Below are 14,911 nucleotides of genomic sequence, written 5' to 3'. Positions count from 1 at the left end.
AGTCCAATTGCCCCGACTCCCCTCTTGAGGGAGCCGGTGCGCATGCGGTCCGAAAGCAAATCCGAACGCTCGTACTATTATCCACTAATGCCCAAAAGTCAAACGGGAACTTAGAGGCGGGTGTCTATTGGTGCGATGCAGCAGAGCCCGCTTGGGACGGGCGTGCAACGGCGCCTTATTCGCTCGCCTTGCTGAGCTGGCGGCGGTCGCGCTTGGTGGGGCGGCCCTTGATGGTCGTGCCGGGCTCGCGGTAGAGCTTTCTGCCCTCGAGTTCGCCCTCGCGGCGGGCGATGCTGGCGTCTGTTTCTTGGTACAAGGTGCGGGCCACGGGCGCCGCGCCGCGCTTGTCGGAGATGCCGGCAACCAACACCTCCCAGGTCTCGGCGCCGTTGTCGATGCTTAGCTTATCGTCAATCTTGACGGCGCGCGCGGGCTTGATGCGCTCGCCGTCGAGGCGCACGCGGCCGTTGTCGACGGCGTCGGTGGCCAGCGAGCGCGTCTTGAAGAAACGCGCCGCCCAAAGCCATTTGTCGATGCGGATGTTGTCCATGCTGGTCCCGTGGCTTAGGTTGGCTCAGGTGTAGCCGATGGCGAAAATGCGCATCATCAGCCGATAGAAAAAATAGGCGGCGCCGTGGCCGCTGCGGCGCAGCCAGCCGAACTGGCGCAGATCGTCCAGGCGGATCAGCACGCCGTCCGCGATGCCCAACTGTATATGCCGGCGCATGGCCTGGGCGAACTCGGCGTCCTTGACGACCACGTTCGCCTCCTGGTTGACGAACAGCGAGAGGCCGTCGCAGTTGCTCGACCCGACCGTGGCCCAGTCGTCGTCGATGACGGCGACCTTGGCGTGCAACTGGGTCTTGCGGTATTCGATCACGTGCACGCCGGCGGCGAGCAGCTTGGGATAGAACGAATGGGCGACCGCGTCCTGCAGCCGGAATTCGCCCACCCCGATCAGCAGCGTGACCTCGACCCCGCGCTTGGCGGCCGACGCCAGCGCCTCGCGGAACTTGCGCCCCGGCGCGAAATACGGGTTGGCCAGCATCACGCTGTGCCGGGCGTGGCCGAGCGCCTGCAGGTAGGCGCGCTGGATCGTGCGCCGGTTGCGCAGGTTGTCGCGCACCACGAAGCCGGCCAGCATCGGCTTGCTGCCGATGCCGAGTTGCACGGCGCGCATCTCGCGGTACAGGCCGATGCGCTTGAGCAGGCCCATGCGTCCCACGCGCGCCCACTGGGTCTGCGCCTCGTGGTGGATGGTGGCCACCAGCGGGCCGCGCAACTGGACCGCGAAATCCCAGCGCGGGGCCGGCAGCCGGCGCGCCTGGTCGTAGTCGCACAGCCAGTCGTCGTTGATGTTGATGCCGCCGACAAAGGCGCTCTCGCGGTCGACCACCACAATCTTGCGGTGGGTGCGCGTGACGCCGCGCCGGAACCAGGAATTGAAGACCCGGTAGCGCACCCCGTCCTCGGCCAGCGACAGGCCCAGCCGCGTGGCCTGGGCGTGGCCGGTGCCGAACCAGTCGACGATCACGCGCACCTTGACGCCGCGCGCGGCGGCGCGCCTGAGCGCGGCCTCGACGGCGGTGCCCGTGTCGTCGGCGGCGAAGATATAGGTTTCGAAGTAGATGTCGTAGCGCGCGGCATCGATCGCCGCGATCAGGGCGGGGAAGAATTCGGTGCCGCTTTGGAGCAATGTGACTTGGTTGTGAGCAATAAAATTGACTGTGCGCATATTGCTTCAGTTTGGGGTGCGACCGGATCTCATTTTAGCGTGAGGTTGGCGACGATGGGAGCATGGTCGGACAGCTTGGCCCACAAAGAACCATGCAACACTTCGGCGAGGTCGACCTTGAAGCCGCGCACATAAATGCGATCGAGGCGGAACCATGGCAGCGCCGCGGGAAAAGTCCGTGCGGGCGCCACTTTCTTCTTCGCCTCGCCGCGCGACAGGCTGCGCAGCAGGTCGCCCAGCCGCGATTTGGAGCTGAGCTCGTCGAACACCTCGACCACGCCGAGCGCGTCGCGCAGCTGGTCGCCGAGCGTGTTGCGCCAGTCGTTGAAGTCGCCGGCGATGATGACCGGCTCGCCGTCGGGCGCCGATTTCTTGACCGCCTCGATCAGGGCCTCGGTCTGGCGCCTGCGGCCGGACTCGAACAGGCCCAGGTGGACCACATAGCAATGCACCTGGCCGTGCGGCGTCTCGAGCACGCAATGCAGGATGCCGCGCTGCTCGTAGGCATGGTCGGACACGTCGTGGTTGTGCGTGGTGCAGATCGGATGGGCGCTGAGCAGGGCGTTGCCGTGGTGGCCGTGGTCGTAGACGGCGTTCATGCCGTAGGCCGAATGGTGCGACTCGCCGGCGAAATAGGTGTGCTGGGACTGCTCGGGCCAATGCCTGTGGCCGCGGCTCTCGAGGCCGAACTGGGCCGAAAGGCGGTCGTGCTTGCCCTGGACCTCCTGCAGGAACACGACATCGGCCCCGAACAGCCCGATCGCCTTCTTGAGGGCGAGGACGCGCGGCGTGCTGCGGATCGACGACACGCCTTTATGGATGTTATAGGTGGCAACACGGATTTTCATAATAAGCATTCTAACCGTATCTGTGCGGATACTCGCGCACAATCTATTTCACTGTATTGTGCAGCCTGGGACGCGCCAAAAGAACGGTTCTTTACTAGGGAGAAATATCAGCATGAGCACGCCCGACCCCGCCCGCCTGTTCCTCGCGCTCTGGCCAAGCCCGGCCGTGCGCGCCGGCCTGCTGGCCTGGCGCGACGGCTGGGATTGGCCGCGCGCGGCCGCGCCGGTGGCGCCCGAACGCCTGCATTTGACGCTGCATTTTCTCGGAAATGTCCCCGACGCCGTGCTGCCCGATCTGGTGGCGCGGCTGCGCCTGCCATTGAGGGGATTCGCGCTGCGCCTCGGCCGCGCCGCGCTGTGGCCGCACGGCGTCGCGGTGCTCGAGCCCGCGCAGGCGCCCCCGGCCCTGCTGGAGCTGCGCGCCGCGCTCGGCGGCGTCGTGCGAGGGATCGGCCTGCCGCTCGACGCGCGCCCCTTCCGCCCCCATGTCACGCTGGCGCGCCGGGCCGGGCAGGCCGCGCAGCCGGGGTCGGGCCCCGTCATCGACTGGCGCGTGCGCGCTTACGCGCTGATGTCGTCCACGCTGGGAGAGCGCGGCGCTTACAGCCTGGTGCAGCGCTACCCCTTAGGGCGTTGATCGATCGAAGCAAGCCAACAGCGCTGCGTGGACAATCATTGTCCACGCCCGCCTTCACGCCCTTCTTCCGCCTCTGCTTCCAGCACCCCGCTACTTTGCGTACAAACGCTCCATGCTGTGCGCCGACGACTTGTAATGGCGCGTCTGCCAGATTACCGCCACGCGGTAGGCGCTCGACGGATCGCCCGACACATCGACCGCGACGCCGCCGTTGTTGTCGGGCAGACGGGGCCCGCCCGCGCCGCCCCTGAACCCATCGTTGCCGGCCGGCGGCGGGAAGGCGGCGCCCGGCAAAGGCGGCGACGGATGCACGGTGCCGCCGTTGCGCGAGAAGCTGAGCCTGAAAAAGCGCAGGTGCGGATGGTTGATCGTGTAGAGGACGTGGACGGTGCCGTCGGCCATCGGTTTGCCGGCGTTCGCGGCCAGCTCCTCAAGGTCGAGTGCGAGCACGACCGGCGAGTTGTCGAGCACGATCGAATCGAGCGTGTCGCTTGCCACGAACGCCATCGTGACGGCGTCGCGCACGTCGAAACTGAGGCGGTAGCGCCGGATCGGTTCGCGCTCGGCGGCGGCCAGTTGGCGCCCCGCCTGCGCCAGCGGCAGGCCCGCGGCCAGCCTGGCCTGATGCCGGCCGGCGATCGCGGGCGTGTTCAACACCAACAGGTCGAAGGTGTGCAGGAAGTTGGCGTCGTTGATGTTGACGGACGCGCTGGTGCCATCGCGCATGTCGACCCTGACCGCTTTGTTGTCGAGCCGGATCCAGCCGCCCGGCAGCGGGTCGTCCGCGCAGATGATCACCTTCTCCGAATCGACGAATCCGTAGGCATTGGTGTACTGCACATAACCGACGTGCGTGGCGCCTATTTGGGTCACGGGGAGCATCGTCGACGGCGCCAGCGTCGGCATCGCGACCGGATCGTCGGCATCGTCGGGCAAGGTCCATTCGCCGATCCGGAAGCGGTATTCGAGCGCATTGGCCGGCTCGAGGTTGTTGCGCAGCGGGCAGTTGCCCTTGAGCGTGACGCTGCCGCCGAACACATACGACTTGGCGGCGCCACCCGCATAGCCCTGCGCCGAAAACCCCGCGCCCGACGGGAAGGGGTGGATATCGAATTCCTCCACCTGCTGCCAGTGCGCCTGGTTCTGATGGCGCTCGCGCAAAGAGGACGTGAATTTCCGGTCGTCGTCGGTCAGAATGTCGACCAGCAGCGCGCATTCTTTCTCGGCCAGCTTTTCGGCATCGAGGATGGCGAGCGAGCCTTTTCGGCGGGCGTTCGCCAACGCCTTGGCCGCCTGCGTTTCGGCCAGTTCCTCGCATTTACTCCCGCACAATTTCCCTCTAAAAATGTAGACCATGATGATTGCCCTCCGTTTCGATCAATCATTGTGCGCAGTGTGGCACTTGCCTGTTGTTGAGGCAGCATAAGGATCGGCGGCGCACAAAGGGAAACGAGCGCTCGTTCGGCGGCTTACACGAGCAGCATCAGATGTTCCCTTTCCCACGAGCTAATGACGCGGCTGTAAGTTGCGAACTCGAGTTCCTTGACTTCGCAAAACGCCTCGACAAATAGTTCGCCGAGAACACGCCCGAGCGGGGCGCACAGACGCAGGCGCGAAATCGCGTCCTCTAGGTTGCGCGGCAATTCGTGGTGCACGTGCTCGGCGCTGTCGCGCATCGGTTCCGACGGCGCCAGCGCGTCGGCCATGCCGAGGTAGCCGCAGGTCAGGGTGGCGGCCATGGCGAGGTAGGGATTGACGTCGACGCCGGGCAAGCGGTTTTCGACGCGCCGGTTGGCGGCGTTGGAATTGGGAATGCGGATGCCGCAGGTGCGGTTGTCGTAGCCCCAGTGCACATTGGTCGGCGCCGACTGGTAGCCCGACAGGCGGCGGTAGGAGTTGACATGCGGCGCGAACAGCAAGGTCGACGGCGGCAGGTATTTCTGGAGGCCGGCAATATAGCCGAAGAACAAGTCGCTGGCGCCGCCGTCGGCCTTGGAAAACACGTTGCGCCCACTGGCCGCGTCGAGGATGCTTTGGTGGATGTGCATCGCGCTGCCCGGCTCGCGCTCCATCGGCTTGGCCATGAAGGTCGCGAAGATGCCGTGCCGCAGCGCCGTCTCGCGCACGGCGCGCTTGAACAGGAACACGCGGTCGGCCAGCTCGAGCGCGTCGCCATGCGCGAAGTTGATTTCCATCTGGCCGGCGCCGGCTTCGTGGATCAGGGTTTCGACGCCCAGCTCGTGAGCTTTGCAAAACGCCGTCAGCTCGAGGAAGAACGGATCGAAGTCGTTGACGGCGTCGATCGAGTACGACTGCCGGCCGAGTTCGGCGATGCCGCTGCGGCCCATGGGCGGGATCATCGGCTCGCGGATTGGTGGTGCGCGCGACCAGATAGAATTCCATTTCGGGCGCCACGACGGGGCGCCAGCCGCGTCCGGCGTACAGGGCGAGCACATGGCGCAGCACGGCGCGCGGCGACAGGCCGACCGGGGTGCCGTCGAAATTCTCGCAGTCGTGGATCACCAGCGCGACCGGCTCGGCCGCCCAAGGCACCACGCGGATGGTGGCGGGGTCGGGCACGCAGACCATGTCGGGGTCGGTCGAGCCGACGTAGGGGGTGTTGTTGGGTTGCTCGCCGTTGACGGTGTTGAGCAGGACGCTCTTTGGCAGGCGCATGTGGTAGGCGCCCAGAAACAGGTCTTTCGGGAGGATCTTCCCGCGCGCGATGCCGGTCATGTCGGCGATCACGCATTCGACTTCGTGGATGTTATGTTCGCGCAAAAATTCGCGCATGGGCTCGTCCATCGACTTCCCCGCTTGCCGCTGAAGCGGAAAATATAGCACCGGGAGCGGCGGTTCAAGCGCAGCGGATCAAACGTGCGCGGGTCGCCGCAAGCGCATCAGGAATCGTATCGATGAATACCATACTTAAAAAATCCACATCGTCCTCGCGGATGCGGGGACCCATCGAACGGCAGCTCCGAGCAACTGTTGTATGCCCGCAAGGACGACGTGGGTTGATGCTGCCAAAATCATCCACAAACAATTTATGTGGCTAACCGATCCGAATCCAAGTCGTCTTCAGCTCGGTGTATTTATCGAGCGCATGCAGCGACTTGTCGCGCCCGTTGCCCGACTGCTTATACCCGCCGAACGGCACCGTGATGTCGTCGCCGTCATACTGGTTCACATGCACGGTGCCCGCGCGCAGCGCCCGCGCGGTCTGGATCGCCTTCGACAAATCGGCCGTCCACACCGCCGCCTGCAGTCCGTAGGCGGTCGAATTGGCCTGCCGCACCGCGTCGCCGATCTCGGTAAAGCTCAGCACCGACAGAACCGGCCCAAAAATCTCCTCGCGCGCGATGCGCATGCCGCCGTCGACCTGGTCGAACAGGGTCGGCGTCACATAGAAGCCGCCCGTGTCCTCGCGCACGGCGGTCCCGCCCGACAGCAGCCGCGCGCCATCCTGCTTGCCCGCGTCGATGTAAGCCATCACGCTTTTCATCTGCGTCGCGTCGACGATCGCGCCCATCACCGTGGCCTCGTCGAGCGGATCGCCAGGCTGGTAGCACGGCATCAGCGCGAGCGCCTTTTCGAGGAAGGCGTCCTTGATCGACGCCTCCACGAACAGGCGCGACGGCGCGTTGCAGCTCTCGCCCTGGTTGAAATAGATCGAGCCGATCGCGGCGCCGACGGCGGCGTCGAGGTCGGGGCAGTCGGCGCAGACGATGTTGGCCGACTTACCGCCGAGCTCGGTCCAGGCGCGCTTGAGGTTCGATTGCCCGGCCATTTGCATGATCTGCATGCCGACCCGGGTCGAGCCGGTGAAGCCGATGCAGTCGACATCCATGTGCAAGGCCAACGCCGCGCCCGCCTCGTGCCCATATCCGGGCACCACGTTGAACACGCCCGGCGGCAGGCCCGCCTCGAGCCCGATCTCGGCCAGCCGCAAGGCGCTCAGGGGCGATTTTTCGGACGGCTTGAGCACCACGCTGTTGCCGGCCGCGAGCGCCGGCGCGATCTTCCACGCGGCCATGATCAAGGGATAGTTCCACGGCACGATGGCGGCGACCACGCCGACCGGTTCGCGCGTGATCAGGGCCAGGCTGTTGTCGGCCGTCGGCGCGATCTCGTCGTAGACTTTGTCGACCGCCTCGCCATACCAGCGGATGCAGTTGGCGGCGGACGACACGTCGACGCTGCGGCTGTACTGGATCGGCTTGCCCATGTCGAGCGTCTCGAGCAGCGCCAGCTCGTCCTTGTACTGCAAGACGAGGTCGGCGAATTTGATCAGCACGCGCTTGCGCGCGGCCGGCGCCATGCCGGCCCAGCGCCGCTCGTCGAACGCGGCGCGCGCGCTGGCGACGGCGGCATCGACGTCGGCGCCGTCGCAGCGCGCCACCTTGGCCAGGTGCCGCCCGTCGATCGGCGAATCGCTGTCGAATTGATTTTCCGAGCGGGCCCACACCCGCTCGCCGCCGATGAAGGCGCGGCCGTCGATGCTCAGGGCGCCCGCCCATTCATGCCAATTTATTGCTGCCATCATTTGCTCCTGTACTGTCTTGATTGGAAACGCTGTGTGGCGATGATAGCGGTATTCGCATCAGAGGCTCACACTCGGCGCGCGCCGCGGCGCGGCATGCCGGGCACACCTTTTCCATACATAATCCGGTGCAATGTTTCAGCCACGGAACATCAAAGGATGATACTCCAGCGTATCCGGGCCGGGCAAATACCTTAACGCGATCACAATAGTTGTTTGCACGCACACATTGGTGGCCAAACGGCTTGGAGTAGGGTTAAACTCGCGCTTTCCCCCGATCGGAGCAAGCTCGTGAGTACAGCCGCCGTTTCCATTAACAACGATTTCCTGGGTCATCCCAAAGGCGTCTATGTCTGCTTTTTCACAGAAATGTGGGAAAGGTTCTCCTTCTACGGCATGAAGGCCCTGCTGCTGCTGTATCTGATCAAGCATCACAAGTTCGGCGATGCCCTCGGCTACGACCTGCTCGGCGCCTACGGCGGCCTGGTCTACTGCATCCCCGTGTTCGGTGGCATGCTCGCCGACCGCTACCTCGGCATGCGCAAGGCCGTCATCTTCGGCGGCCTGCTGCTCGTGGCCGGCCACGTCGGCATGGCGTTCGAGGGCGAGGCCGCGCAGATGGTCAATGGCGTCATGGTGCGCGACGAAGGCTCGCTGAACATCTTCTATCTGTCGCTCTCGCTGATCATCATGGGGGTCGGCTTCCTCAAGCCGAACATCTCCATCATCGTCGGCAAGCTCTATGCGCCGGACGACCCGCGCCGCGACTCCGGTTTTTCGCTGTTTTACGCCGGCATCAACATGGGCGCGCTGTTCGCCTCCATCGTCTGCGGCTACCTCGGGCTGACGCGCGGATGGGCGTGGGGCTTCGGCGCCGCCGGCATCGGCATGGTGCTGGGCCTGATCCAGTTCCTGTGGGGCCAGAAATACCTGCACGGGCTGGCCGAACCGGACCGGCCGCTGGCCCGCTCGACGGAATGGAAGATCTATGGCGGCGCCGTGCTCGGCCTGCTGCCGCTGGCGGCGCTGATGTGGGCGGTCGCCAACGGCGCCTTCAAGCTGCCGGGCGATATTTCGCTCGCGTTCGGACTGATGATCCTCGTCATGGTCGGCGTGCTGGTCTGGTTCATGTGGTTCATCCTGAAGCAGTGCACCCAGGTGCAGCGCCACCAGATGATCTCACTGATGATCCTGATCGCCATGTGCCTCGTGTTCTTCACGCTCTACGAGCAAACCTACGGCAGCTGGGTCGCGTTCACCGACCGCCTGCTCACCAAAGACATCGTCCCCTCGCTGGTGATACAGAGCGCGGTGCCGCCCCTGCCTTGGTCGATCATCTCGCTGCTGCTCGCGCCGCTGTCGTTCGTGGTGGCGTCGTCGCTGTCGGACCGCTACCCGGCCTCGAGCGCGCCCAAGTGGCTGTTCGGCGGCGCGTTCGCCCTGATGCTCGTGTTCCTGGTGCGCGACTCGCTCGTGCTGCCGCAGACCGCCGGCTCGCTGACCTACCTTGGCGCGATGTTCCTGGTCCTGCTCGCGCCGATCTTCACCGGCCTGTGGGGCTGGCTCGGCAAGCGCAATATGAATCCGTCCAAGCCGGTCAAGAGCGCGCTCGGCTTGATGTTCGCGGGACTGAGCTTCATCCCGCTGGCGCTGGCCGCGCAGCAGGCGGGCATCTCCGGCGTCGAGGCCAGCGTCTGGTACCTCGTGATGGGCTACTTCATTCTCGAACTGGGCGAAATGTGCCTGTCGCCGGTCGGCCTGTCGGCGGTGACCCAATTGTCGGTGCCGCGCGTGGCCGGACTGATGATGGGCACCTGGTTCCTCGCGACCGCGTTCTCGGAAACGCTCGCGGCCCTGTTCGGAAAAGTCGCCGCGATCGAGATCGCCGATGGCGGCGAGTTGGCCAGAAACAGCGTTGAATGGACCGCGGCGGCGGCCAAGTACGAGCACCTGTTCTGGATGATGATGTGGATCGGCCTGGGCTTCGCGGCGCTCGCGATGGTGGCCTCGCCGCTGATCAAGCGCGGCATGCACGGGGTGAAGTAGCGGCGTAAATTAGCGTAAATTAGCTTGCGCAAGAGGTAAAAAAAAGGGACGCCGCGGCGTCCCCTTTTTTTGTTCAGTGCCTGGCTACCCCTTGGCGGCGGCCGCGTTCTGCCTGCGCCGCAGGCGTTCATTGCGCGCCATCATCAGGGTCGTCGCGATCACAAAAATGGACACCGCCAGAATCGTCAGCGTCGCCACCACATTGACGCGCGGGTCGAGCCCCAGCCGCGCGCGCGAGAAGATCACGATCGGCATGGTCGACGAGCCCGGTCCGCTCAAAAACGCCGACAGCACCACGTCGTCGAGCGAGAGCGTGAACGTGAGCAGCCAGGCCGAGGCCAGCGCCTGCGTGATGTTCGGCAGCGTCACCAGAAAGAACACCTGGTGCGGCCGGCAGCCCAGGTCCATCGCGGCCTCGTCGAGCGAGCGGCTCATCTCCTGCAGGCGCGACTGCACCACCACGGCCGCGTAGGCCATGCCCAGCAGCGTGTGGCCGATCCAGATCGTCAGCAGGCCGCGCTCGGGGAAGCCGAACATCTTCTGCACCGACACCAGCATCAGCAGCAGCGACAGGCCGATGATCACCTCGGGCATCACCAGCGGCGCGCTGACCATCCCCGAGAACAGCACCCGGCCCGGAAAGCGCCGGTAGCGGTTGAGCGCGAACGCGGCGAAGGTGCCGAGGATGACCGACGAGAACGCGGTCAGCATCGCGATCTTGAGCGACAGGCCGAAGCCCTCGATGATCTCGCGGTCCTCGAGCAGGGCGCCGTACCATTGGGTCGAGAAGCCGGTCCAGACCGTGTCCTGGCGCGAGCTGTTGAACGAAAACACCACCAGCACGATGATCGGCAGGTACAGGAACAGGTAGCCGAGCGAGAGCCAGCCGCGGCCGAACCAGCGGCCCTTGGACTTGCTGAATTTTCCGCCGCTCATGCGCGCCCCCCTTCTTGCTGCTCGGCCCGGTACTTGTTAAATATCGTCATCGGCACCAGGATCAGCAGGATCACCACCACCGTCACGGCCGACGCCATCGGCCAGTCCGAATTGGTGAAGTATTCGTCCCACAGGACCTTGCCGATCATGAGCGTGTCGGGGCTGCCCAGCAGCTCCGGGATCACGTACTCGCCGACCGACGGGATAAACACCAGCATCGAGCCGGCGATGATGCCCGAGACCGACAGCGGCACGGTGATCCGCCAGAACGCCTGCCATGGCGTCGCGCCCAGGTCGGCGGCGGCCTCGAGGAAGCGCACGTCCATCTTCACGAGGTTGGCGTACAGCGGCAAAATCATGAACGGCAGGTAGGCGTAGACCATGCCGAGCACCAGCGAGAACTGGGTGTTCATCATCTGCAGCGGCTCGTTGATCACACCGAGCGAGATCAAGGTGTTGTTGATGATGCCGTGGTTGGCCAAGATGCCCTTCCAGGCGTAGATGCGCAGCAGGAACGAGGTCCAGAACGGCAGCATCACCATCATCAGCAGCATCGGGCGCCGCGCCGGCTCGGCGCGCGCCATGAAATAGGCGAACGGATAGCCGATGAACAGGCACAGCGCGGTCGTGATGGCGGCGAACTTGAGCGAACTCAGATAGGTGATGAGGTACAGGTCGTCCTGCACCAGGAACAGGTAGTTCGAGAACCTGGCGTGCAGCTGGACGGCGCCGTCGGAGATCGTGAACAGCGTGCCGAACGGGTTGGCGGGGTCGTTCTCGACCACGCTGATGCGCAGCACGATCAGGAACGGCACCAGGAACGCGAAGGCCAGCCAGACGAAGGGCACGCCGATGACCAGGCGGCGCCCGGTCAGCCAGCGCGGGGCGAACCGGTCGCCGAGGGTGCGGGGCTGCTTGTCCATGGCGCTCACGCGGTCAGCACGACGATGTCGCTGCCGTCCCACCAGGCCCACACGCGCTGCTCGCGCACCAGGCGGGTATCTTCGTGGCGCGCGGCGTTGGTGCGCGCCACGCGCAGGTCCATGCCGCTGTCGAGGCGCACGTGGTAGCGCGTCTCGTTGCCGAAATAGGCGATCGAGGTGATCACGCCCTGCGCGCAATTGTGGCCATGTTCGGCCTTTGATGCGCGCTGTTCGAGGGTCGGCGCGTGCAGTTGCAGGCCGATTTTCTCGGGCCGCACCGCGACCCCGACCTGCGTCTCGCCGGCGGCGCCGATGCCGCGGCTGACGTAGTGGCTGCAGTCCGCGCCCCGCACGACCGCGTGGTCGGGCGCGTCCTCGAGCACGCGGCCCTCGAACATATTGACGCTGCCGATGAAGTCGGCGACGAAACGGCAGTTCGGGGTCTCGTAGATCTCGCCGGGCGCGCCCACCTGCAGGATGCGGCCCTCGCTCATGACGGCGATGCGGGTGGCCATGCTCATCGCCTCGTCCTGGTCGTGGGTGACCATCACGCAGGTCACGCCGACTTGTTCGATGATGTTGGTCAGCTCCATCTGGGTCTGCTCGCGCAGTTTTTTGTCGAGCGCGCCGAGCGGCTCGTCGAGCAGCAGCAGCTGCGGACGTTTGGCCAGGCTGCGCGCGAGCGCCACGCGCTGCTGCTGCCCGCCAGAGAGCTGGTGCGGCTTGCGTTTGCCGAAGGCGCCCAGCTGGACCAGCGCCAGCATCTGCTCGACCCGTTCGGCCACCTCGGCCTTGGGCAGGCCGTCGCGGCGCAGCCCGAAGGCGACGTTGTCCCACACCGACAGGTGCGGGAACAGCGCGTAGGATTGGAACATCATGTTGATCGGCCGCAGGTAGGGCGGCACCGCGACCATGTCCTGCCCGGCCAGCGAGATCGTGCCCGAAGTGGGCGTCTCGAAGCCGGCCAGCATGCGCAGCAGCGTCGATTTGCCGCAGCCCGAGCTGCCCAGCAGGGCGAAGATCTCGCCCTTGGCGATCGTGACCGAGATGTCGTCGACCGCGCGCACGCCGTCGAAATCCTTGACCAGGTTGCGGATCAGGAGAAAGGGCTGGCCGGCCCCGGGCGCCGCCGCTGGCGCTTGTGCAATCGTCATATTGGTGATGAAAGAATGGGCAAAACCGCAATTTTATCGGACTAGCGGCCTTCTGGCACCAAAACAACGCCAACCCCCTGTATTAATCGGCCTGGCCCGGCCCAATTGCCGGCATCGAGCCGCGATCCGCTTCACATCCGCTTCACGTTCGCTTCATGCCGTCTTCATCGTGCCGGCGCAAGATAGGGTTCCATATCAAAGCTGGGGAAACTTACATGGCAAGCATTAAAAGAATCAAGGCACAGGTTCGCATATCGCTCGGCGTCCTGGTGGTCGGACTGCTGCTGATGACGTACATGATCATCGTAGAGGGCGAGCCGGGCGCGCTGCCGCTGCTCCTGGTTTTGGTAGGTATCGCCGGGTACTGCACAAGCCGGTATCGTCTCGGCAGCCGGTATCGTCTCGGCAAACAGACCGGTTAAGCCCAACCATGCGGCAACGTGCCAGGGTTGCGACGAGCCGGCCCGAGCCGGCCCAATCGCCTACATCCAGCCGCGCGCCTGCAGGTCGGCCAGCGTGGCGTCGAGGCAAAACCGGATCTTGCCGATCATTTCATCGATCTGCGCCTTGGTCATGACCAGCGGCGGCGCGATGATCATGCGGTCGCCCACGGCGCGCATGATCATGCCGTTGCCGAACATGTAGCCGCGGCAGATCATGCCCACGCCCTGTTCCGGCTTGAACGCCTCGCAGTCGTGCACCACCGCGCCTTTTTTGCGCACCAGGTTCAGGCCCGCGACAAAGCCGCAGCTGTCGGCGTAACCGACCAGCGGATGGTCGGCCAGGCTGGCGAAGCGCTCCTTGAGGTACGGCCCGGTGCTCTGCGCGACCTGCTCTACCAGCCGCTCATCGAGCAGGATGCGGATGTTCTCGAGCGCGGCGGCGCAGGCCACCGGGTGGCCCGAGTAGGTGAAGCCGTGGTTGAAGTCGCCGCCCTTCTCGATGAGCACATCGGCCACGCGGTCGCCCACCAGCACGCCGCCGAGCGGAACGTAACCGGACGTGACGCCCTTGGCGAAGGTGATCAGGTCGGGGCGGATCCCCATCAGCTCCGAGCCAAACCAGGCGCCCAGGCGGCCGAAGCCGCAAATGACCTCGTCGGCGATCAGGAGCACGCCGTACTGGTCGCAGATGCGCTGGATCTCGGGCCAGTACGTGGCCGGGGGGATGATGACCCCGCCCGCGCCCTGCACCGGCTCGCCGATGAAGGCGGCCACCTTGTCGGCGCCGAGCTCGAGGATCTTGGCCTCGAGCCAGCCCGCCGCGGCGAGCCCGAATTGGTCCTCGGTCATGCCGCGGCCGGCCTCCACGTAGTTCGGCTGGCCGATGTGGACGATGCCCGGCACCGGCAGGCCGCCCTGCGCGTGCATGCCGCCCATGCCGCCGAGCGAGGAGCCGGCCACCGTGCTGCCGTGGTAGGCGTTGTGCCGGCTGATGATGGTCTGGCGCTCGGGGCAGCCCATCAGCTCCCAGTAGCGGCGCACCATGCGCAGGTTTGTGTCGTTGCCCTCGGAGCCCGAACCGGTGAAGAACACGTGGTTGAACTGCGGCGGCGAGAGTTCGACCAGCAGCGCGGCCAGGCGCACCGCCGGCACGTTGGTGGTGTTGAAGAAGCTGTTATAGAACGGCAGCGTCTCCATCTGGCGGTAGACCGCCTCGGAGATGCTGGTGCGCCCGTAACCGACGTTGACGCACCACAGGCCCGACATCCCGTCGAGGATCTTCTTGCCCTCCGAGTCCCACAGGTAGATGCCCTCGCCGCGCACCATCACGCGCGCGCCCTTGGCGGCCAGCTCCTGGTGGTCGGTGAACGGATGCATGTAGTGGGCCGAGTCGAGCTTTTGCAAAGCGCGCGTGTCGTACAACTCCTGCTGCTGCGCGCCCTGCGATACCGACGCGACCAAGGCGGCGCTGGGCGCCAGTCGATTTGCTGCCATGTTCATATTCCAATCTTAAGTGTTATCCGTGCCGCGGTCGTGGGTGCCGCAGTATCTTCGCTGCCGTCATACACGCGGCAGTTAAGTGCAGCAGTTATTTGTGCTGCAGTTACACGTGCAGCAGCAGGTGCTCGCGCTCCCACGGGCTGATG

At 65.3% G+C, this 14,911-nt stretch carries 12 protein-coding genes and 1 pseudogene; 3 read left to right on the top strand and 10 right to left on the bottom strand.

The genetic code is table 11. The annotated features are described in order from the left end of the window. Nucleotides 1-175 precede the first annotated feature (175 nt). From C7C56_RS16265 to C7C56_RS16255, 3 genes are read right to left on the bottom strand one after another with little or no spacing between them, the layout of a single operon-like run. Complete coding sequence (locus tag C7C56_RS16265; protein ID WP_106758423.1) at nucleotides 176-550, bottom strand: RNA-binding S4 domain-containing protein; 375 nt, start codon at nucleotides 548-550, stop codon at nucleotides 176-178. A gap of 24 nt (nucleotides 551-574) precedes the next feature. Then, nucleotides 575-1,735, bottom strand: a complete 1,161-nt coding sequence (clsB, locus tag C7C56_RS16260; RefSeq protein WP_106758422.1) for a cardiolipin synthase ClsB — start codon at nucleotides 1,733-1,735, stop codon at nucleotides 575-577. Between the two features lie 29 nt (nucleotides 1,736-1,764). After that, on the bottom strand, nucleotides 1,765-2,583 hold the full coding sequence (locus tag C7C56_RS16255; RefSeq protein ID WP_106758421.1) for an endonuclease/exonuclease/phosphatase family protein: 819 nt from the start codon (nucleotides 2,581-2,583) through the stop codon (nucleotides 1,765-1,767). A gap of 58 nt (nucleotides 2,584-2,641) precedes the next feature. Here C7C56_RS16255 and thpR point away from each other — a divergent pair, with 58 nt between their 5' ends. Then, nucleotides 2,642-3,220: an RNA 2',3'-cyclic phosphodiesterase gene (thpR, locus tag C7C56_RS16250; protein ID WP_229458817.1), complete on the top strand. Its 579-nt coding sequence runs from the start codon at nucleotides 2,642-2,644 to the stop codon at nucleotides 3,218-3,220. A gap of 90 nt (nucleotides 3,221-3,310) precedes the next feature. Here the strand turns inward: thpR and C7C56_RS16245 are convergent, their stop codons facing one another. The 3 genes and pseudogenes from C7C56_RS16245 to C7C56_RS16235 form a co-directional block, all read right to left on the bottom strand. Next, on the bottom strand, nucleotides 3,311-4,552 hold the full coding sequence (locus C7C56_RS16245; RefSeq protein WP_106758419.1) for a hypothetical protein: 1,242 nt from the start codon (nucleotides 4,550-4,552) through the stop codon (nucleotides 3,311-3,313). 137 nt (nucleotides 4,553-4,689) lie between these two features. Next, nucleotides 4,690-6,025 (bottom strand): annotated as a pseudogene (locus C7C56_RS16240) (glutamine synthetase family protein). A 250-nt stretch (nucleotides 6,026-6,275) separates the two neighbouring features. Continuing rightward, nucleotides 6,276-7,763, bottom strand: coding sequence for an aldehyde dehydrogenase (locus C7C56_RS16235; RefSeq protein WP_106758498.1), 1,488 nt, complete (start codon nucleotides 7,761-7,763; stop codon nucleotides 6,276-6,278). A 291-nt stretch (nucleotides 7,764-8,054) separates the two neighbouring features. Here C7C56_RS16235 and C7C56_RS16230 point away from each other — a divergent pair, with 291 nt between their 5' ends. After that, on the top strand, nucleotides 8,055-9,809 hold the full coding sequence (locus C7C56_RS16230; protein WP_106758418.1) for a peptide MFS transporter: 1,755 nt from the start codon (nucleotides 8,055-8,057) through the stop codon (nucleotides 9,807-9,809). A gap of 84 nt (nucleotides 9,810-9,893) precedes the next feature. Here C7C56_RS16230 and C7C56_RS16225 read toward each other — a convergent pair whose 3' ends face one another. From C7C56_RS16225 to C7C56_RS16215, 3 genes are read right to left on the bottom strand one after another with little or no spacing between them, the layout of a single operon-like run. Then, nucleotides 9,894-10,745: an ABC transporter permease gene (locus C7C56_RS16225; protein ID WP_106758417.1), complete on the bottom strand. Its 852-nt coding sequence runs from the start codon at nucleotides 10,743-10,745 to the stop codon at nucleotides 9,894-9,896. Continuing rightward, the gene (locus C7C56_RS16220; RefSeq protein WP_106758416.1) at nucleotides 10,742-11,668 is read right to left on the bottom strand and encodes an ABC transporter permease; all 927 of its coding nucleotides are present in this window, start codon (nucleotides 11,666-11,668) and stop codon (nucleotides 10,742-10,744) included. Before C7C56_RS16220 ends, C7C56_RS16225 begins: the two co-directional genes overlap by 4 nt. A 5-nt stretch (nucleotides 11,669-11,673) precedes the next feature. Next, nucleotides 11,674-12,822 carry an ABC transporter ATP-binding protein gene (locus C7C56_RS16215; protein ID WP_106758415.1) on the bottom strand — a complete coding sequence of 383 codons (1,149 nt, stop codon included), beginning with the start codon at nucleotides 12,820-12,822 and terminating at the stop codon, nucleotides 11,674-11,676. Between the two features lie 215 nt (nucleotides 12,823-13,037). On the opposite strand from C7C56_RS16215, the gene C7C56_RS16210 reads away from it, so the two are divergent. After that, entirely contained in the window at nucleotides 13,038-13,244 is a 207-nt protein-coding gene (locus C7C56_RS16210) for a hypothetical protein (protein ID WP_106758414.1), read from the top strand. Between the two features lie 60 nt (nucleotides 13,245-13,304). Here the strand turns inward: C7C56_RS16210 and C7C56_RS16205 are convergent, their stop codons facing one another. Next, nucleotides 13,305-14,759, bottom strand: coding sequence for an aspartate aminotransferase family protein (locus C7C56_RS16205; protein WP_106758497.1), 1,455 nt, complete (start codon nucleotides 14,757-14,759; stop codon nucleotides 13,305-13,307). Nucleotides 14,760-14,911: the final 152 nt, after the last annotated feature.

This window comes from Massilia glaciei (assembly GCF_003011895.2).
Classification (GTDB): domain Bacteria; phylum Pseudomonadota; class Gammaproteobacteria; order Burkholderiales; family Burkholderiaceae_D; genus Telluria_A; species Telluria_A glaciei.
Note: the sequence above shows the minus strand (reverse complement) of the source record. Positions and strands in the feature narration are given on the sequence as shown.

Excerpts from the sequence above, each read along its gene's own strand:
- C7C56_RS16235 (WP_106758498.1), bottom strand. The coding sequence starts at position 7,763 with ATGGCAGCAATAAATTGGCATGAATGGGCGGGCGCCCTGAGCATCGAC.
- C7C56_RS16205 (WP_106758497.1), bottom strand. The coding sequence starts at position 14,759 with ATGGCAGCAAATCGACTGGCGCCCAGCGCCGCCTTGGTCGCGTCGGTA.
- C7C56_RS16210 (WP_106758414.1), top strand. The coding sequence starts at position 13,038 with ATGGCAAGCATTAAAAGAATCAAGGCACAGGTTCGCATATCGCTCGGC.
- C7C56_RS16220 (WP_106758416.1), bottom strand. The coding sequence starts at position 11,668 with ATGGACAAGCAGCCCCGCACCCTCGGCGACCGGTTCGCCCCGCGCTGG.
- clsB (WP_106758422.1), bottom strand. The coding sequence starts at position 1,735 with ATGCGCACAGTCAATTTTATTGCTCACAACCAAGTCACATTGCTCCAA.
- C7C56_RS16255 (WP_106758421.1), bottom strand. The coding sequence starts at position 2,583 with ATGAAAATCCGTGTTGCCACCTATAACATCCATAAAGGCGTGTCGTCG.
- C7C56_RS16265 (WP_106758423.1), bottom strand. The coding sequence starts at position 550 with ATGGACAACATCCGCATCGACAAATGGCTTTGGGCGGCGCGTTTCTTC.
- C7C56_RS16215 (WP_106758415.1), bottom strand. The coding sequence starts at position 12,822 with ATGACGATTGCACAAGCGCCAGCGGCGGCGCCCGGGGCCGGCCAGCCC.
- C7C56_RS16225 (WP_106758417.1), bottom strand. The coding sequence starts at position 10,745 with ATGAGCGGCGGAAAATTCAGCAAGTCCAAGGGCCGCTGGTTCGGCCGC.